Source organism: Rhodococcus globerulus (assembly GCF_019334125.1).
Lineage (GTDB): Bacteria > Actinomycetota > Actinomycetes > Mycobacteriales > Mycobacteriaceae > Rhodococcus_F > Rhodococcus_F globerula.
The window spans coordinates 3,982,953-4,001,679 of the sequence record NZ_CP079698.1; the positions used below are offsets into that span (position 1 = coordinate 3,982,953).

The 18,727-nt window shown below is 61.1% G+C and carries 17 protein-coding genes and 1 pseudogene; 7 read left to right on the plus strand and 11 right to left on the minus strand.

Going from position 1 to position 18,727, the window contains the following annotated elements; all coding sequences use genetic code 11:
• The first annotated feature begins 7 nt into the window (after window positions 1-7).
• From casG to KYT97_RS18145, 3 genes are read left to right on the plus strand one after another with little or no spacing between them, the layout of a single operon-like run.
• Complete coding sequence (gene casG, locus KYT97_RS18135; protein ID WP_219110379.1) at window positions 8-1,669, plus strand: steroid-24-oyl-CoA synthetase; 1,662 nt, start codon at window positions 8-10, stop codon at window positions 1,667-1,669.
• On the plus strand, window positions 1,666-3,411 hold the full coding sequence (locus tag KYT97_RS18140; protein ID WP_092804749.1) for an N-acyl-D-amino-acid deacylase family protein: 1,746 nt from the start codon (window positions 1,666-1,668) through the stop codon (window positions 3,409-3,411). The genes casG and KYT97_RS18140 overlap by 4 nt, the downstream gene beginning before the upstream one ends.
• Before the next feature lies 1 nt (window position 3,412).
• A complete protein-coding gene (locus KYT97_RS18145; protein WP_245005861.1) occupies window positions 3,413-4,189 on the plus strand; it encodes an SDR family NAD(P)-dependent oxidoreductase in 777 nt (258 codons plus the stop codon).
• Window position 4,190: 1 nt separating this feature from the next.
• Here the strand turns inward: KYT97_RS18145 and KYT97_RS18150 are convergent, their stop codons facing one another.
• From KYT97_RS18150 to KYT97_RS18160, 3 genes are read right to left on the minus strand one after another with little or no spacing between them, the layout of a single operon-like run.
• Window positions 4,191-4,670 carry a carboxymuconolactone decarboxylase family protein gene (locus KYT97_RS18150; protein ID WP_219110381.1) on the minus strand — a complete coding sequence of 160 codons (480 nt, stop codon included), beginning with the start codon at window positions 4,668-4,670 and terminating at the stop codon, window positions 4,191-4,193.
• Window positions 4,651-5,784: an NAD(P)H-dependent amine dehydrogenase family protein gene (locus KYT97_RS18155; RefSeq protein ID WP_051730426.1), complete on the minus strand. Its 1,134-nt coding sequence runs from the start codon at window positions 5,782-5,784 to the stop codon at window positions 4,651-4,653. Before KYT97_RS18155 ends, KYT97_RS18150 begins: the two co-directional genes overlap by 20 nt.
• A 51-nt stretch (window positions 5,785-5,835) precedes the next feature.
• The gene (locus KYT97_RS18160; RefSeq protein WP_219110382.1) at window positions 5,836-6,507 is read right to left on the minus strand and encodes an NUDIX hydrolase; all 672 of its coding nucleotides are present in this window, start codon (window positions 6,505-6,507) and stop codon (window positions 5,836-5,838) included.
• A gap of 27 nt (window positions 6,508-6,534) precedes the next feature.
• Here KYT97_RS18160 and KYT97_RS30955 point away from each other — a divergent pair.
• Window positions 6,535-7,362: pseudogene (locus KYT97_RS30955) on the plus strand (ADP-ribosylglycohydrolase family protein); the annotation flags it as partial.
• A gap of 141 nt (window positions 7,363-7,503) precedes the next feature.
• Entirely contained in the window at window positions 7,504-8,013 is a 510-nt protein-coding gene (locus KYT97_RS30960) for an O-acetyl-ADP-ribose deacetylase (RefSeq protein WP_239654692.1), read from the plus strand.
• A 340-nt stretch (window positions 8,014-8,353) separates the two neighbouring features.
• On the opposite strand, the gene KYT97_RS18170 is transcribed toward KYT97_RS30960, so the two are convergent.
• From KYT97_RS18170 to KYT97_RS18180, 3 genes are read right to left on the minus strand one after another with little or no spacing between them, the layout of a single operon-like run.
• Window positions 8,354-9,028, minus strand: a complete 675-nt coding sequence (locus tag KYT97_RS18170; protein ID WP_219110384.1) for a YoaK family protein — start codon at window positions 9,026-9,028, stop codon at window positions 8,354-8,356.
• Between the two features lie 52 nt (window positions 9,029-9,080).
• Entirely contained in the window at window positions 9,081-10,385 is a 1,305-nt protein-coding gene (locus KYT97_RS18175; RefSeq protein WP_219110385.1) for a diacylglycerol/lipid kinase family protein, read from the minus strand.
• Between the two features lies 1 nt (window position 10,386).
• A complete protein-coding gene (locus KYT97_RS18180) occupies window positions 10,387-11,640 on the minus strand; it encodes a M23 family metallopeptidase (RefSeq protein ID WP_033233742.1) in 1,254 nt (417 codons plus the stop codon).
• Window positions 11,641-11,810: 170 nt separating this feature from the next.
• Here KYT97_RS18180 and KYT97_RS18185 point away from each other — a divergent pair, with 170 nt between their 5' ends.
• Both KYT97_RS18185 and KYT97_RS18190 read left to right on the plus strand, forming a co-directional pair.
• Window positions 11,811-12,437, plus strand: coding sequence for a DUF5701 family protein (locus KYT97_RS18185; RefSeq protein ID WP_033233743.1), 627 nt, complete (start codon window positions 11,811-11,813; stop codon window positions 12,435-12,437).
• 118 nt (window positions 12,438-12,555) lie between these two features.
• Entirely contained in the window at window positions 12,556-12,846 is a 291-nt protein-coding gene (locus KYT97_RS18190; RefSeq protein WP_233366256.1) for a hypothetical protein, read from the plus strand.
• On the opposite strand, the gene KYT97_RS18195 is transcribed toward KYT97_RS18190, so the two are convergent.
• The 5 genes from KYT97_RS18195 to mhpA are packed head-to-tail and all read right to left on the minus strand — an operon-like array spanning window position 12,847 to window position 18,575.
• Window positions 12,847-13,545, minus strand: coding sequence for an IclR family transcriptional regulator (locus tag KYT97_RS18195; RefSeq protein ID WP_033233745.1), 699 nt, complete (start codon window positions 13,543-13,545; stop codon window positions 12,847-12,849). It lies immediately after the preceding gene.
• Window positions 13,546-13,592: 47 nt separating this feature from the next.
• Window positions 13,593-14,954, minus strand: a complete 1,362-nt coding sequence (locus tag KYT97_RS18200; protein WP_219110386.1) for an MFS transporter — start codon at window positions 14,952-14,954, stop codon at window positions 13,593-13,595.
• A 50-nt stretch (window positions 14,955-15,004) separates the two neighbouring features.
• Complete coding sequence (locus tag KYT97_RS18205; protein ID WP_095887416.1) at window positions 15,005-15,949, minus strand: 3-carboxyethylcatechol 2,3-dioxygenase; 945 nt, start codon at window positions 15,947-15,949, stop codon at window positions 15,005-15,007.
• Complete coding sequence (locus KYT97_RS18210) at window positions 15,946-16,812, minus strand: alpha/beta fold hydrolase (protein WP_219110387.1); 867 nt, start codon at window positions 16,810-16,812, stop codon at window positions 15,946-15,948. The genes KYT97_RS18205 and KYT97_RS18210 overlap by 4 nt, the downstream gene beginning before the upstream one ends.
• 38 nt (window positions 16,813-16,850) lie before the next feature.
• A complete protein-coding gene (gene mhpA / locus KYT97_RS18215) occupies window positions 16,851-18,575 on the minus strand; it encodes a bifunctional 3-(3-hydroxy-phenyl)propionate/3-hydroxycinnamic acid hydroxylase MhpA (RefSeq protein ID WP_219110388.1) in 1,725 nt (574 codons plus the stop codon).
• Between the last annotated feature and the right edge of the window lie 152 nt (window positions 18,576-18,727).

The window sequence follows — 18,727 nt, forward strand, 5'->3', positions numbered from 1 at the left end:
GCTTCACGTGACCACTCCCGCTGATACACAGGCATACATCGCGTCCGTCATGGCAGGCCTGACCGGCCCCGGTGGGCCTTTCGAAATGGGCGTCGAAGACGTTCTCGGTAGTTCGATGCCCGTCATGAAGAACCGTGACAAGTCGCTGGGAGACGTACTCGCAGCGTCTGTCGACTACGGATCACGCGACTACCTGGTGACCAAGGACCGACGCTTCAGCTACCTCGAACATGGTGCGGCCGTTGCCGCTCTAGCCACTGCGCTGCGCGAACAGTACGGCGTCGGCAAGGGCGATCGTGTGGGCATTCTTGCCGCCAACACACCGGAATGGGTGATCACATTCTGGGCAGCTCAGGCGCTCGGAGCCATCGCCGTCGGTTTCAACTCGTGGTGGGTGGCACGTGAGGTGAAGTACGGCATCGAACACACCACACCTACCGTGGTGATCGCCGATGCCAAGCGCGCGCACATTCTTTCCGGGTTGGGCACCGATATTCCGGTGCTCACCACGGAAGAGGATTTGCCGGCCCTGATCGAGAAGTTCTCCGGATCACCGCTTCCCCGTACCACGGTCGACGAGGACGATCCGGCCGTCATCCTGTACACGAGTGGAACCAGCGGACGCCCCAAAGGAGCTGTTCACACCCACCGAAATGTGTTGGCGGTCATCGATTACCACCGCTACAGCGACCGTCTCGCTGCAGCCTTCACCGGGCAACCCACCGACGGACGACCGAGCGACTTGCGTTATCTGTTGACCGCGCCGCTGTTCCACATCGCAAGCCTGCACAATCTGGCGGTCCCTCGACTGGCCACGGGCGGCGCCGTGGTCATTCATCAGGGCGCCTTCGACGTCGACGAAGTTCTCTCTCTCGTCCAGCGCGAGAAAGTCACCAACTGGGCTGTCGTCCCCACCATGGCAAGCCGACTGCTCGAACACGGCAATCTCGAGAAGTACGACCTGACGTCACTGAGCGCATTTGCATTGGCTTCAGCGCCGTCGTCTCCGGCCTTGCAGGAACGTCTACGGGCACAACTGCCTTTTGCGCAGCACGCTCTGGTGGACAGTTACGGACTCACCGAATCCTCGACCGGAATTTCGGTTGCGACGCCCCCGGAACTTGCTGCATTTCCCGGAACTCTCGGCCGGCCGATCATCGGTGTGAGCGTGGAAGTTCGCGACCCCTTCGGTGTTGCGGTTCCCGACGGGGAGGAAGGTGAAATCTGTGCGCGTAGTCCCTATGTGATGTTGGGATATTGGAACGACGAGGCGGCCACTGCGGCTGCCATCGCCCCCGACCGCTGGCTCAGGACCGGCGACTTCGGAGTTCTCGAAGACGGTCGTCTTCGACTCACCGGGCGCAGATCCGACCTTATCCTGCGCGGCGGCGAAAACATCTATCCCCTCGAGATCGAACAGTGCCTCGACGAGCATCCCGCTGTGCTCGAATGCGCCGTGATCGGCGTTGATTCGACAGACCTGGGCCAGGAAGTTGCTGCCGTCGTCGTTCTGCGTGACGAAGGCGCCGCGACGGAAGAGGAACTACGCAGCTATGTCGCCGAACGACTCGCTTACTTCAAGGTGCCGGTGAAGTGGCAACTGAGCACAACTCCTCTGCCCCGCAACGCAACCGGAAAAACCATACGCGCAAAGGTGGTTATCGCATGACCTACGACGCCGTGATCAACAACGGATTGTGGTTCGACGGCACCGGAGCCAAACCGGCAATCCGCAACCTGGGAATCCGGGACGGGCGAGTCACCGCTATCTCGCTCGACCCCCTCGACGAAACCGATTGCCCCCGAGTCATCGACGCCCGGCGAAAGTGGGTGATCCCGGGAATCGTCGACATTCACACGCACTACGACGTCGAGATCCTGGAAGGGCCGGCGCTGAGCGAATCCCTGCGGCACGGGGTCACGTCGATCTTTGTCGGATCGTGTTCCCTATCTACCATTCACGCCAGCCCGTCCGATGCAGGCGATCTCTTCGGACGCGTCGAAGCAATCCCACGCAAACACGTCGTCGAAGCACTCACGAGGGCCAAGACCTGGAACTCCGCGCGCGAGTACATCGCCGCACTCGAGTCACTTCCGTTGGGCCCCAATGTGGCAGCCTTCATCGGGCACTCCGATATGCGAGCCGCTGAGATGGGGTTGGACCGTGCAACGCGGAAGGACGTGCATCCCAGTGATGCCGAACTCGCGTCGATGGAAGCGCATTTGACCGAGGCACTTGACGCTGGTTTTGTCGGAATGTCCGGCCAGCAACTGCTGTTCGACAAACTTGACGGCGAAACCTGCCGCTCACGTACCTTGCCGTCGACGTATGCAACCACGAAGGAACGACGCCGACTCAACGCGATCCTGCGCCGCCGGGGACGGGTATTTCAGGCCGGACCAGACCCCACCAATCCAGTGAGCACCGGTGCCATGGCATTCACCAGCGTGGGCCTCTGGCGTAAGCGACTCAAAACGAGCATGCTCTCGGCAGCAGACATCAAGTCGAACAAGTTTGCCGTGGCAATTCTCGGGCCGCTGGCGCATCTGGTCAATCGACTCGGCGGTGACCTGCGCTGGCAGCATCTGCCTGTGCCCTTCGAGGTGTATGCCGACGGAATCGATCTGGTTGTCTTCGAGGAGTTCGGATCCGGTGCTGCGGCACTGCATCTGACCGACGAGATGGAACGCAACGTTCTGATGCAGAGCGAGGAGTACCGTCGACAATTCCGCAAGGACTACGACCAGAAGTTCGGCGTCAAGGTGTGGCACCGCGACTTCTTCGATGCCGAAATCGTGTCCTGCCCAGACGATTCTTTGGTGGGTAAGACCTTCGGCCAGGTCGGCGTCGAGCGTGGCAGCATCCACCCGGTCGACGCGTTCCTGGATCTGGTGCTCGAGCACGGAACCAAGGTTCGTTGGCGCACAACCATTTCCAACCACCGCCCCGAGATACTGGACAAGTTCGCTCAGGACAACGGCGTACAACTCGGATTCTCGGACGCCGGAGCACATTTGCGCAATATGGCGTTCTACAACTTCGGCCTACGACTACTTCGCCGCGTGTACGACGCCCAGAAGATCGGCCGGCCCTTCATGACGGTCGAGGCAGCAGTACATCGTCTCACCGGCGAACTTGCCGAGTGGTACGACGTCGATGCGGGGCACCTTCGATTGGGTGACCGCGCCGACCTTGTCGTTATCGATCCCGCTCATCTCGACGATTCGCTCGAGGCTTACGCCGAGAGTCCGGTTGTGGAGTACGACAACCTCTCTCGCATGGTCAATCGTAACGACGAGACCGTAACCGCCGTATTCGTCGGCGGCGAGTACGTATTCGGCGAGGGTGAAGCAGCACCGGTCCTCGGCAACCGCCGAACCGGAAAATTCTTGAAAGCAGGTGCCCATTAACATGTCCAGATTTGCCGGCAAGACCGCGGTCGTCACCGGCGCAGCCTCGGGGATCGGCGCGGCGATTGCACTGCGCCTCATCAGCGAAGGTGCGCGCGTCGCAGGCATCGATATCTCCGAGGGCGCACTGAAGGAGATCGCGACCCAACACGACGGTTCCTTCCTCGCCGCACCGGCCGATGTGACCAAGGAGTCCGATGTCGCCGAGGCCATTGCCGCTGCGGCAGCGGAATTCGGTGGGATCGACATCGCATTCAACGTTGCCGGAGCGTCGAGGGTGGGACAGATCGTCGACCTCGACGAAGCGGATTGGGACTTCACCATCGATTTGGTGCAGAAGGGTGTGTTCCTCTGCACCAAACACGAAGCGCGCCATATCCGTGAGCACGGAAGGGGTGGAGCGATCGTCAACGTCTCCTCACTCAACGCCCATATTCCGAGCCCGTACGGAAGTGCATACGCCACCGGCAAAGCCGGTGTCGAGATGTTCAGCAAGAATGCCGCGATCGAGCTCGCGGCGTCGGGAATCCGTGTCAACGCGGTTCTCCCCGGTCTGGTCGACACCCCACTGGTCGCGCCGGTGATGGGGTACGAACCCGCGCGTGACATGTTCCTGGATCGAATCCCCATGGCCCGAGCGGCAACTCCCGAAGAGATTGCCGCTCCCTGCCTGTATCTCGCGAGCGACGACGCCACCTACATCACCGGAACATCACTGGTGGTCGACGGCGGTTGGGAAGTGTCGAACTACCCGGATCTGACAACACTCGGTAACTGAATCAGTTTCCGGGCAGCACGCACTGCGTGTCGAGGCCGAGGACGTGGTTGAGCCGGCCGAAGGCCAACCACGATCCGAGGCACATGCTCAGTTCCACGATTTCGGCCTGAGAGTAGTGGGCAGTCATGCGTTCCCAGAACTCGTCGTCCAGTCCGTGATGATCGAGTGCGTACCGTTCGGCGTATTCGGCGGCCAGCCGTGTCCTGTCGTCAAAAGAATCGGTGGTTCGCCAGTCGGTGACGGACTGCGCAAAATCGGATTCGACAGTTGCACCGTCACGTTCGGTTCGCCAATCCTGGCAGAAGATACAACCGTTGATCTGAGCGATACGCAGCCGAGCGGCCTCGAACTCTCGCAGACCGAGAGTGGTGTCGGAATACACCTTTTGGGAGAACGCGGCTGCGGCGGGACCGATGCCCGGAACCATCTCACCCCACACGTAGCCGATCGGATTCTTGCCCTCAGGGATGTCGATGTTCATATTCGGTCCTCCAGGTATCGGCGCCGAGTTTGCCGACGCCTGGGGTGAGTGGGACGTCGAGCGCGTCGTACAAGCCAGGTTCGGCGGCCCGCAACCACGGGATCGCATTGACGAGACGCCCTACAGCAGTGGCATTTCCACCGGCCGCGCGATTTCCACCCTCGTCGGTGGCCTCGACGTTGATCTCAATTCGTGGGCGGCCTTCGATGATGACCTTGTGCACCCCGTCCCCATCGCCCGGAGGACACGGCCAGTCAGGAGCACACGACGGGTGAATCCGGGTGACGTGTTCGATGACGATCAACGGTTTGCCGTCGACAATTCCCTGAACTTCGAATCGCACACCGCCCTGGGTTCCGGCGGAAAAATCACCCATGTGCTCGGTGGTCACCGTCTCGTCGAGAGCCCGGCGCAGCAGGGTCTCACTGATGCCGTCGAGTTCGACGCCCAACGCACGTGCGATGAGCCGAATCTGTCCTCCCCACACCATCGTTGGGACACCTGATGCAACCATGGGCGGGTCGTACTCCATCGGCTGACCCATACCGACGAGGTAGCGCACCGAATCCGGCTGGTCGTACGTCGTGTAGTCGAAAATCTCCTGACACCGAATCTGGTCGATAGTTCCGGACAGGCCCGTGATCATCACCGGCAGAATGTCGTTTCCCCACCCAGGATCGACGCCGGAGACGAACAGCGCGCCGCCGCCGGCCTTGGCTGCGGCCAGGACGGGATCCCGCACTTCGGGCGGCGCCGAACGGTGGTCGTACAGGGCGTAGACCGAGGGCGTCACCACGACAGCGCCGCCGTGTAGCGCGCGCATGATGTCCGCGGTGGCATCGTCCGGCCGGATCTCACCCGAAGCTGCGTAGACAACGGCGTCGGGAACAGTGGCAAGAACGGCATCGGCATCATCGGTGGCAACCACACCCAACCGGTAGCCGAGTTGCGCGAGGTCTCCCGCATCTCGGCCGACCTTGTCGGGATTTGCGACTACGACTGCGCAGAGTTCGAGCGCCGGATTGGCGGCGACGGCCCGAATCGAGGCACGGCCGACGTTTCCCGTCCCCCACACAACCGTCCGGATCTTCGCCTCGATGTCGCGGTCATCCATAATTCGGACAGTACCCATTCCGGGGTAGTTGTCACGGCCGAATGCGCGAATCTACCCGGTGAGGAAAACCAAGGCTTGCGGCGGGAGAGTCGCGCCGGGGCTGCGCCGATACATCTCGGCCGGCCTGCCCGTAGTAGCCCTCACGTATTCCCCGGTACTGACCAGCGCGTCGACAACATGACGCCGGAAGCTGTCCTTCTGCAATTCACGATCGAACACCACCTCGTAGAGTTGCCGCAGTTGGGGGACGGTGAAAGTGTCGCCGAGGAGACCGGCCGGGTCGACGGCTTCGGCAAACCGGCTCCGGAGGTCGGCAACTGCCAATCCGACTATCTCGGTGTGGTCGAAAGCCAGGTCCAGGGCTCCGTAGGCATCGAGGAGGATCGCGTGGACCGGCATGCCACTTTCCGGCAGCGCTGCAGCGTGCGCAACCGATAAGACCCATCCCCTGTCGTCGCGATTCGGGTTGTCGAGAATTGCCAGTTGATGGAACTCCGCATCTACCATTCCCGCTTTGGAGTGCAAGGCCCGATCTGCTGCGGCAGTGAGTAATTCGCGCTCATGGAGAAAGGTGCCGGGCAAAGCGAACTTGCCCAGCCGATGCTCGACTACAAGCACTTTGAGGGCAGCGTCCGAATAGGTCAGAACGGCGACGTCGACGGCGACCGACGGCCGCGGATAGTCGGTTAACGATTTGCCGCTCGCGTCTGTCCATTCATTCACTCTTGCATATTAGCTCAATCATGATCTATGTTTAGCGCAAAGTTGAGCAAAGGGGTTGACGTGAGGCTGAACGCACTACAGACCGATCGAGCGGCGGGGGTACTGCTCGGCACGGCAGCTGGCGACGCACTGGGCGCCGGATACGAGTTCACGTATCCGAAGGCCGAGGTTGTCATCGACATGATCGGCGGCGGTCCGTTCAAGTGGGCGCCGGGTGAGTGGACGGACGATACCTCGATGGCCGTAGCCATCGCCGAAGTCGCCGCAACCGGGATCGATCTTGCCAGCACCGAGGGCCTGGATGCCGTTGCAGCGCAGTTCATTCGGTGGTACGACTCGAAACCCGAAGATATCGGCAATCAGACCCGGGCCGTACTGTCCGCCCACTCTCCCAACGCAGCGGATATGGCGACTCGTGCGAAGGCGGTCAGCGGACTCAAGGGCGGCAACGGTTCGCTTATGCGCACCGCGCCAGTTGCGCTGGCTTACCTTGACGACCCCAGAGGTGCTGTCGATGCCGCGTGGAAGATCGGCGCACTCACGCATGACGATCCACAGGCCGGCCAAGCCTGTCAGATATGGACCCATGCCATCCGCCACGCGGTGATCCACGGAAACTTCGACGGTGTCCGCGACTACCTGACCGGCGCCGATCAGGAGGTGGTCGATTATTGGGGACCACTGCTCGACCAGGCTGAAAATGGCAGCCCGCGAGACTTCTCCAAGAACGGCTGGGTGGTTCACGCACTCCAGACGGCATGGTGGGCAATAACTTCCACCGACAGCAGCAACACCGAACATCTGCAGCACGCGCTCGAAGCCGCGGTCCGAGCCGGCGGCGACACCGACACGACTGCCGCAATCGCCGGCGGCCTACTCGGCGCCCGCTGGGGAGCATCGGCGATACCGGAGCGGTGGCGCCGCATCATGCACGGGTGGCCGGGGTATACCTCCACCGACTTGATTCGTCTTGCACTCAACACCACAGGAGAAGCAATGCCCACCATCTCCGTCGTCGAAGGTGACATCACCACCCTGGACGTCGACGCAATAGTCAACGCCGCCAACACCGCTCTCCTCGGCGGTGGGGGCGTCGACGGCGCCATTCACCGCGCCGGCGGTCCGGAAATCCTCGAAGAATGCAAAGCTCTGCGCGCCTCCAGCCTGCCCGACGGCTTGCCGGTGGGCTCAGCCGTAGCCACCACAGCAGGAAAGATGAAAGCACGCAACGTGATCCACACCGTCGGCCCGCGATACTCACGTTCGCAGGATCGGTCGGCGCAGCTACGATCGGCGTACACGCAAAGCCTCGCCGTGGCCGATTCCCTTGGCGCCCAGACCGTCGCCTTCCCGCTGATCTCTTCGGGCGTCTACGGCTGGCCCAAGGAAGACGCTGCAAAACAGGCAGTTACGGCAATTCACTCAGCGCATACCGCTGTGGACAACGTCATTCTCGTTGCCTACGACAAGCCGTCGGCGGATGTACTACGGCGAGCACTCGAGTAGCGGCTAGCGAACCCTCATCCGGCGGTTCAACTGCCGACTCCCGAAGTCCAGACCCGCACCGTCACTGGTGGCCAGTGCAGTCAGCACAGCGGCGACGAGCAGCGATATGACTACGACACCCATGATGCGCACCTCGTTCGGACTCGAGCGGAAACACTTTTCTGAAAACAAGTATATGTAACTTAGGGTTACGTGCAATGTGTTGTCACTCACCTGAAACCAGCGATCGCGCTCCGAATCACATCAAACCTGGGCAATTCATAACGTCAATGCCGTCGGAGTTGGCCACACCGGAAGAGATGCGATGTTCGAAGCGTGTGGGGCACTGCGCGTCGGAGTGTCAGGAAACCGAGGATCTGTTTCCGCGTAGGGGCGTCAAGCGCCACGCCACAGCCGTCAGGGCGGCAGCAGTTCCCGCTGCCGGCCAGAGGGCGTGAGTGCCGATCCACCGATGTGCAAGCGCTCCCAGGACTGCACCGCCGATCAAGCCCGCACACATTCCGAAGTGTTGCAGCCATGCCCACCGCGGGCCACCCAGGAATGCGCCCGTCAAACGTTGGCCCATTTTCACCAGGGCACCCGTCATGTAAGTGACGCCGATGGTTACCTCGCCGTCACGCTGGAACACCGAATTGACCGCGCCCATGGACAAAGCCATAGCGGTGACCGCACCGGGAATGATGCCGAAGCTACCCAGTATCGCCCCCAGTACCAACAATGCCGTCACCACCGATAGCACGGTGACCTTGCGTGTCCGAACCGAATAGCGTTCCGTGACATACGTGATCACCGTGCCGAGCGCGATACCGAGCAGGAAGAGCACAATCACGGCCGCGGGCACTCGGGCGGCGGCCCACAATCCGTCGGCGATCGAGACGCTCATCTGAGTCATATTGCCGCTCATGAACGATACGAACTGTCCGCTGAGAACGATGAAGCCGATCGCGTCGACGTATCCGGCCAGCCCGGCAAGCGCTATCGCCAAACCGATGAGTGATCTGCTGTATCCCGTCACCCGAAAAGCCTGTCACAGTCGACCATGAACCATGCAGTCGTAACCGGACAGGTTATGCGTCGAGCGCTGTGAATCCTGCCAGTTGACGCAATCTCACCAGATCTACTTTCCGCCGCGGACGCGTCACCCCCGGTCGGTTGCGTGGAACCCGAACCCGAAGCGCGGCGGGCCGGACCTCGCACCGCACGGGGACCGGGAAGATCAATGCTTCACCATCGACGCCGACAGGAATCTCCGGCCGGTCGGCGTCGACGATCACCTCTAATGCCGTGGCTTGCGTCAGTCCACGCCGATGTGCGCGGCGAAGCAACCCGAGGGCCTGCCGCGGGCTGTTGACCGACAGCGCGACAACGCCGAGTGTTCCCAGGTCCAACCGCGGCCGTTGCCCGAGTCCGGCAAGGTCATCCGTCTCGTACGGGCCGTTGCTGACCAACACCGCTTGTGGTGACTCGATGACGCGGTCCTGAACGTGCACGACAAATTTTGCGCCCTGCTGCTCAGCCAGGACATCCGGGAGCATCCGCACGACCGTACTGGTCTTGGCATCGCGATACGACGGATTCTGCACCACTTCGGCATACGCGCCGAACGACGCGTTGTTCACAAACGGTCGATCACCCACAGTCCCCAGATCTACGTAGATGTCGACGCCGTCATTTAAAGCGTCAAGGCATCGCGACGGATCTTGGAGATCCAAACCGAGATCCGCGGCAAAATGATTGCGTGTACCTGCGCTGATCACCAGATAGGGCAACCCATGTTCCGCGGCGACCGCCGCCACCAAGGCCTGTGTTCCGTCGCCTCCCGCGACACCGAGTAGATCAGCCCCGTTGTCGACGGCCTTGCGCGCCACGTCTGCCACGTCAACCGGGTGGGCGGCGTCGAGAACGTATACCTCGGCACCCAATTCTCGAGCCTTGTCGATCAGACCGAATTTTCCGACCTTCCCGCCGCCCGAATTTGGGTTCATCACGAAGAAGGGCCGTTCTGCAGGGCTCGGAGGATGTTCCGGCACAGGAGAACCCGACTCATCGTCTTGCAGGGCAGCCCGAGCGCACAACGCGGCCACAATCAACAAACCGATCGTCACCAACACCACTGCAAGCAGATTCGCACGGATCAGAAAGACGAGCACCACTATCGGCGTCAACACCCCGATTGCGAGAGCGAACCAGCGCACAAATCCGCGACTGGTGAGAAACCAGTACGCGGCAACCACACTCACCACCACAGCTCCGACGCCCATGATCAACAACATCAGCGTCTTCAAGCCGGCAAAGACCAGCAGAACCACCACTGCTGCGAACGCCGCGGCCACAGCCGCTCTGGCCAACCATCGTTGCTTGCTCGTTGCCATGTCAGCTCCCCTGTTGAACTACGTCGTATGTCATGACATCAAGCGTGAGCGGCATCTGATTGCTGCGCCGACCGGTGTCCACGCCCGTTGCGAACTGCGCCGCGGCACCGGAATCCGTGACCGAATCGAGGTTGTCCTGGTTCATGATTCGGTTTGTCAGATCGAAAGAACGTATCTCGAACGGAAGTCCGTTCGACGCCAGAGGATCCGGTCCGTCCATGATGTGGAAATGCAGATGCGGGGCGTCGGTGTTACCGGAGTTACCCAACTTGCCCAACGATTGACCCGCCGTCAGATTGTCACCGACCTCGAGCGGGATACTTCCTCTCTGCAGGTGAGCGTAGAAGGCATATCGACCGTTTCCGAGATCCTGAACAACATGATTACCACCGAATTGATCGAGCGTGAGCCCGACGGGATCAGCGCCAGGAGTCTGTTCCGGAAGGTCATTCACCATCGAAACAATCTTGCCCTCCGCGACGGCAAAAACATCGCTGCCGTAGTAGGGATAACTGTTGACGGACGTCCGATCTCCATTGAACATCTGTCCCTCGGACGTCAGTTGAACGTAGTCGATGGCAAATCGCTCCGGAGCAAAAAGCTGTCCGTTGAGGGGACTGACGGCACCACGGTGAGCTGTCAGACCACAACAACCGTTTCCGTTCAACCAGTTCTCACCGTTCAGCGGCGGATCGATCACGACCGCAGACTGTGTCGATATCGTGGTTCGAGCCACGGTTTCCGTCATCTCCGCCGGGAGAAGGGGCAGATTCGGGGCGTCCACCGCCACCGAAATTCGATGTTCGACGACCTCGGGAACCTCTGAGCTGGACGGTACCGTCACGTCTATCCAGGCCAAGGCCGATTGGCCGGGGCCCAGAGTCTCCGTCGGCCTCGTAGCGCCGAATACCCTGATCCACGGCAGAAGCCCGTCGGAAATCGAACTCTGCAACGGAACTCCGTTCGACACCGGCTCGATACTCCGCAAGGTAAGCGGCTGCGCGAGGGTATTCGTGAGGAACAGCTCGTACGCGAGGTGTACCTCTCCGTCAGTGGCGGTTACCGGAATCGGAGCGGCAAGGGTAGCGGCAGTCAACGGGGTGAGCACTGGTTCGGCTGAGTTGGAGCCGGGAGCAGAAGTGAGCGAAGAATCCGAAGGAGTCGTCTGTGAATTCTGCGTCGTGGAGCACGAGACAACCATCGCCGCGGCAAGAAAAACTAATGCAATGCTGTTCTTTCCACTCGGACTTGCCATTTCAGGAATGTTAGACCTGAACCAGCCCGGTTGCGATAAATGCGCTCGATATTTACCGTATCGAATTCAATCCTTGAATAAGCGCATTTATGCATACCCACTAGGACTTCATTTATTCGTCTTGACGGCATTTTCTCGAGTCGACGCAAGATTCGCTACCATCGGGGACCGTGCTCCCACCTCTAGATCAGCAGGCTGAACGACTCATAGCTCTCGGCATCGGCGACATCGCCGGGATATCCCCCGCTGCGATACGTGCAGCAGCAACGTCGCGCGCCGAGAACTCTCTGCTCACCATCCACGAAAAGTACGCTCCCGCTTCATCGTTGGCCCACCTTCTCGAACGCCAGGGCAAACACGGCTTTGTTGTCACCGACATGACCGATGTAGATCAGTTCACTCCCACCGAGCACGCAGTGCCCCCGGACAATCCCGTGTATCTACTCGAGGACCTCGACCGAGGCGACGCAATGTCCAACTGGAGTCCGGACGAAGCGCTACCCGCAATCCTCGAAGCCGGGCGCACGCCGTTGACGCTCACCGAGGGTATCCACTGGCTGCTCCAATGCCCGGACGTTCTCGAACGTGGCCACTGCTTCATGACCATCGGCTCACGCTTGCGCAAACCCAACGGCGCACTGGATACGCGTACCCCCGCGCTGTGGATCAGCAACGGGACCGGGCGCGACGGTAAGGACAATCGCAACGCCCCCAAGGTCGGCTGGTGCTGGGCCGGCAACCGCCACACCTGGTTGGGATTTGCGTCGGCGAACACCCGAATTCCGATCAACGCATAGATCCACGGAGACCGGGTAGACAGCAGTACCGACTGCTCGCCTACCCAGTCCAGTGGAGTACATGATGTTTCTCAGTGACCAGTCTCTTCGCAACCGCACCCACCGGTTCGGGACAGCAATGTCGGCCTCATCGCTGCAGTGGCCACCACCGACGCCGGCGCAACGCACTGCGCGCTGGGGCGAAAGATCGGAGATGCTCGGCGCCCTGTCGGTACTCGTGTTCTGGGCTTTCGGCGTCGGCATCGTGCTCGGTGCGGGCGCCATCGTCATGGGAGTGTTCACCTTGCGCCGCCTTGGCCGGGATCCGAGTAGCACGCTGCCGGGAGATGCCGTCGTCGGCCTGATCACCGGCATCATCGGGCTTGCCCTGAGCGCATCGTTCTTCGTGGGAATACTGCCGCACTTGTAGCTAGTGTGTTGTGCCGCTGATCTTTTCAGCAGCCTCCATCAGTTCGCGCACTGCGCCGCGGGCCAGATCCTCGGACGCGGTAATCAACGTCAGGCAACCGGCCGGCTCATTGGCCGGCTGGGTCAACGGCACGCCGAGACCCCAGTATCCCGGCTCCACTTCGCCGTAACTGACGACGTAGCCGTCCCGGCGGGCATCGGTGACTCGACTCGATTCCCCGGGGACGGGCGGCTGCCCGGCCAACAACGCATAGCCGGCGGCGCCGCGGTCGATAGGGTGGCGACCACCCTCACGGAACGACACCCAGTACCGAGCATTCTTCGGCTCGACGACGGCGACGGCGACAGCTTCGGAGCCCTCCGCGACAAACAGCGCAACACTCGCGCCCAAGGAATTCGCGAGCCGACGCAACAACGGTGTCGCCTCGTCCCGAAGGCCGGCGTACAAGTCCCGAGCGAGCGCCGCCAATCCACCCCCGGCCCGGTACTTGCCGTCCGCACCGCGCTTGATGAGGCGGAAGTCAGCCACAGTGGTGAGCAACCGCGACGCAATGGTCCGGTGAACACCCAGGGCGTCGGCAACTTCCTGAATTGTCATTCCATCGGGAGTGGTGGCAACCAATTCGAGGGCCTGCAATCCCCTCGCCAGTGTTTGCGAGCCCGGTTGTTTGCCGGACGACCCATTCGATTCTGAAGCCACGCCCTTGACTCTATTCTCTCGGGGCTTGACGCCGGATCGGCACATCCTCAAGCAGTGGCTGCGGCGGCCAGGTCCTCTTCCCGTCTCGCCTCCGGAGTCTCCGGATTCTCACTGCGGCCGCGGTAGGTCGCGTCGAGAAGCAACGTCGCGATTCCGGCGATCACCAACACCCCACCGAACATCATGTAGACGCTCTTCGGAGTCCAGCCACCATCGAGCAGGTAGCCGGTCAGAATCGGAGCGATAATCGAGACCGTGCGACCGCACCCGATCATCCAGCCCACACCGGTGCCCCGGGCTGCCGCCGGGTAGATGGGCGGGCTGATCGCGTAGAAACCGGTGATGCCGCCATTGGCAAAAATGCCGACCAGTACCGCGAGCGTCAAAGCCAGGGCGACGATGTGGAATCCGGAGGCGTAACCGATGAACGCAGATACTCCACCGAACATCAAGAGAACTGTCACAACTCTCGGCCGCAACACGATCGACAGGCCCGCAAAAATGATCGATCCGATGACACCACCGACGTTGACGAGCACACCGGCAGTGACGCCCATGTTCGAATCCCCCGTTGCATCGGACAGCAACTTCGGCGTCCAGGTATTGGCGAAGTAGAACGACGCGATCAAGCATGAGTACCCGAGCCAGAGGAAAACCGTGCGACGCAGCATGATTCCCTTGAAAAGGCCGTCCCGCACAACACGTTCGGTCTTTCGAATCGGAACGGGCAGTTCCGACGACTGCTCGTAGCCGAGCCGATCCGCGATCTCGTTGTACCGCTCCAGTGCCCCGACCGGCCGCTTCTCGATGAGGAACTCGATGGATTCCGGCAGGGTCTTGATCACGACAACCAGCATGATTGCGGTGATTATCGTGCCGAAGATGAACGCCGACCGCCAGTCGAACACGGAAATCAGGACGCCGGAAATCGCGCCACCCACGGCTCCACCGAGGGGGTAGCCGACACCATAGATTCCCAGTGCGGTACCACGACGCTTGTCCGAACTGAACTCCGATACAAGAACATTCAGGTTCGCGACCAGTCCGCCGATCCCCAAGCCGGCAAACGCACGGAACGCGATGAGCTGTGGAACGTTGACAGCGCAGGCAGACAACGCCATTCCGACAGTGATGCCGACCAGGCACCAGATCGCGAGCCGGCGCCTACCTATCTTGTCCGCCAATGGGGAGATGAAAATTGCACCAAGAGCCGTGCCGATGATGCCGGCGCTGAGCAGGTAGCCGATCTCGACGGAGCTGATGTCCCAGGATTTTCCGAGGTGAGGCGCTACGAACGCCATGACCAGGATCTCGAAACCGTCGATCATGCTGAGGATCAGACAGATCGCGATTGTCGAAATCTGATATCGGCGCATCGGTTGCGTCCGAATCGCTTCACGAACATCCATCGAGGTCTACTTTCATAAGGTGGGAGGGGGCTTCCCCCGAGTAGCAAGAATCAGATATCCCGCAGAATCGCGGTCGTGACGGCAAAGCCGGAGATGTATTCCTTGATCGGCCGGTAGAACTCGTACGCGATCTCGTATTCACCGCAGGCCCGTAGGGCAGAGTAGGCAGCCACCCAGTTGCGCACCTCATGCGAGGAGTGCCCGGCTACCGCATCCATGTCGTCTGCGGTGTAGCGATCAAAGTCCTCGATCCGCCCGGACGCGCACACGTCGAGAAATCCTCTGTCCCACTCCGGATTCAGATCCATGATGTCGGCCTCGTCCGCCGCGAACTTGACGGCCGTGTCGATGACTCGCTGTTGCCTGGCCGCGCGCGCCTGCGGCGTCGGATTCCGGCCGTCGGTCAGCATCTTGCGCTGCGCCTCGTCGGCGGTGGCGATCTGCGGAACCGGCGGATCATGTGACAGCCCACCGGAACCGATGAACAGCACCTTCTTGTCGGAATTCTTGAAATACGCGCCGACGGCCTCGCCGAACTTACGCACGCGGGCGACCTTCACGAACGGCCTGGCCACCGAATTGACGAAGACCGGGATCAGCGGTTTGGACGCTACGTCGCCGTAGATGATCTCCATCGGTTGCACCGCACCGTGATCGACCTCCATCTGACGTGAAATCGCAAGGTCGAGCCCCTGATCCATCACGAACTGCGCCAAGTCCTCGGCCATAGCTTCCGGCACGTTCAGTTCACCGGCAAACGAGTCGTAATCGCCACTGCCCTTTGCCTTGTAGCCGATGCAGAACGGCGGCATCAGATCGTAGAAGAATCCGTTGTAGTGATCGGGTCCGAAGTTCACGATCACATCGGGATCAAAATTGTGAACAAATGCGCGGGCCTGGTCGAACGCTGCTTCCACCGATGCTTTGACATCGGCCGGCGGGTCGAGGTGGTGCAACAGTGGGCTATGCGACATGCACAGCAAAGCCTGCTTCATGACCGGCTCACACCCCGAGCGGAAAGATACTGCGTGATAACGGTATTGAACTCTTCTGCCCGCTCGACCTGTGACCAGTGGCCACACTGGCTGAAGATATGCACGTCGGCATTCGGGATGACGTTGAGTAACTCCCACGTACGCGACACCGGGATCACCACGTCCTGGACACCGTGGATCAGCAGAACCGGAACATCCAAACGAGAGAGCACATCGAAATCGAGCGGTAGTTCGGTGCGGTCACGGTCTCGGGCTGCGACCACCTCGGCGAGGCGATCCGACGCCGTATCGTTGAGGGCGGATTGGTAGCGCAGAGACACCAATTCGTCAGTGACAAGCGACTTGTCGACAACAAAGAGTTCGAGGGTCTTGCGAATGCCGGCTTCAGTCAGGTTCGGGTTGGAGTGACCGGCCAGCGCGCCCGTCAACTTTGCGCCGCCCGTGCCCATCGAGACGATCCCCAGAAGGCGTTCCGGGAAATCGATGGCAAACTGGAATGCAAGCCAACCGCCGAGGGAGTTTCCGACAATCCATGTCTTCTCGATGCCGAGGGCGTCGAGAACGCGCACCGCGTGGCGAACCCATTCCTTGATGCCGTACTCGGTGTTCGGAGCAACAACGCTCTGCCCGTAGCCGATGGAATCGATTGCGATGCAACGCCCCTGCTCACTGAGAACCGGAAGATTGAGCCACCAGTTGGCGGCGGCGGTGACGCCGGTGCCCGAACCGTGCAGGAACAGGATCGGGGTACCTTCGCCCAGTTCGTGGTAATGGGTGAGTTCGCCGTCTGCGGTCTCGATCCACTTGTCTTCGAGGCCGAAGAAATCGTCGGTGATGTACGAGGGAATCTCGGTTGTAGTCATATATCTGGCTTTCTCGTAAGTGTGTGTGTGGCGGATGGTTAGAGCGCGACCGGCACTGTGACCGCGTCCGCGACAGCGCCGGCCGGAGTGAATTTCATTGCGGCCAGGATCGCGTCCAACGTCTCCGGGGCATGCTGCGTCAGGCAGGCGCCGGCAACGAAACGGTCCGGGCGAAGGAAGACCAAGGGAGTGGGACGGTCGTCGAACCACTTCTTGAGTCGGCCGGTGTGATCGCCGAGGACCATAACGTCCGGATCCATGTGCTTCTGAGCCCATTCGCGCTGGGTCTCCGGAACTACCGCAACAAGGCGGGCACCGAGTAGAGACAACTTGTCGAGCGAGGACTGCGGGAGCACGTCCTTGGGGCTGTTGCCCCACACGATCACGGACCACCAGTTGCCGATCGCGTCGTCGAGCAGTTGGTCCGACGCATCCCGCGAGTTCACACGCGGCTGTGGGAACTGGACGCCAACCGGTGAGTTCTTGACGTTGGCGGTCAGCACCGGGATGAGCTTGCTCGTGAGTTTCGCTGCTGCACTTCCCGATTCCCGAGTGTTCGGGTCGGCCAGCACTCCCCTGGTGTAGCGCGGCATCGGCTTGAAGCGCATGTCCGCGAAGTAGCTCTTGACCTGAGGGAAGAGATTGAGCACCGACGACGCAGCGTCGCGGAGTACAGCACCGACCGGATTGGTGATCTTGATTAGCCGTCCGAACGTCAGCGACAGATCCACCATTGCCTGGGCGTGATCCTTGCGCTCCGACGTATAGGTATCGAGCAGTGCGTCGTCCGCCTGACCGGAAAGTACGGCGGCCAACTTCCACCCAAGGTTGGTTGCGTCGCGCATACCCGAATTCCAGCCCTGACCCATCCACACCGGCATCAGGTGCGCGGCGTCGCCCGCGATCAATTGGCGGCCCTTGCGGAAGTCGGAAGCGACGCGGCCGTGATGGGTGAAGACGCGTCGTCGAATGAAATCGAGTTCCGCCGGGTTGGGAACATGATCTGCCAGAAGAGCATTCACGTAGTCGGGGTCCGTGACCTGCTCTTCGGTTTCGTCGTCGTGCAGCATGAATTCCCAGCGCCGAACCGCGTGGGGTAGACCGATGGACACGTACGGACGCTTCGGATCGGCACCCAGGAACACGTTGGGGGTTCCCAGCGGATCGTTGTTGACGTCCACGACAAGCCAACGTGTAGAAGGTGATTCACCCTCGAAGCTGACACCGAGACGCTTGCGGGTCGGAGACTTACCACCTTCACACCCCACCAGGTACTGCGCACTGAATCGCCGTTCTTCGATGGTTCCGTCGGGGCGAGAAACCAACGCGATAGCGGTAACCGACTGGCCGTCTTCTTCGACGTTCTCGACGCGATGACCGAACAACACCTGAACGTTCCCGAACCGGGACAGTCCCTCATGCAGCGCCTTGTCGGCTTCTGGCTGGATGAAGCCGTGCTTACGTTCCCAGCCGAATTCCACGGTCTGCGGGTTGTTGACCAGCATGACCTTTCCGGCACCGTTGACCAGACGCATGATGTGCTGCGGATTGGTGTGCGGACGGATCGCATCCACCAGGCCCACCGTCTGAATGGTGCGGAACGACTCGTCGTCGAGTCCCACACCACGCGGGTAGTCGATCAGCGTATCCATGGCCTCGAGCACGGTGACCTGCTTGCCGTACATGCCGAGGATGTTCGCCAACATCAGGCCGGCGGGACCGGCGCCGACGATGAGTACTTCGGTGTCCTGAGTGGTTTTCATGGCTTCCTATCTGCGCTAATGCAACTATCGCGTGCCCTAGCGCACTATATGCACGATGCGTCTATTAGAAACCACGAAGCGGGGTACGTCAATGAGCTTTTGTGACCGGGGCCGCATTTGGTGCCCGATGGGATCGCTCAGACAGAATGGCG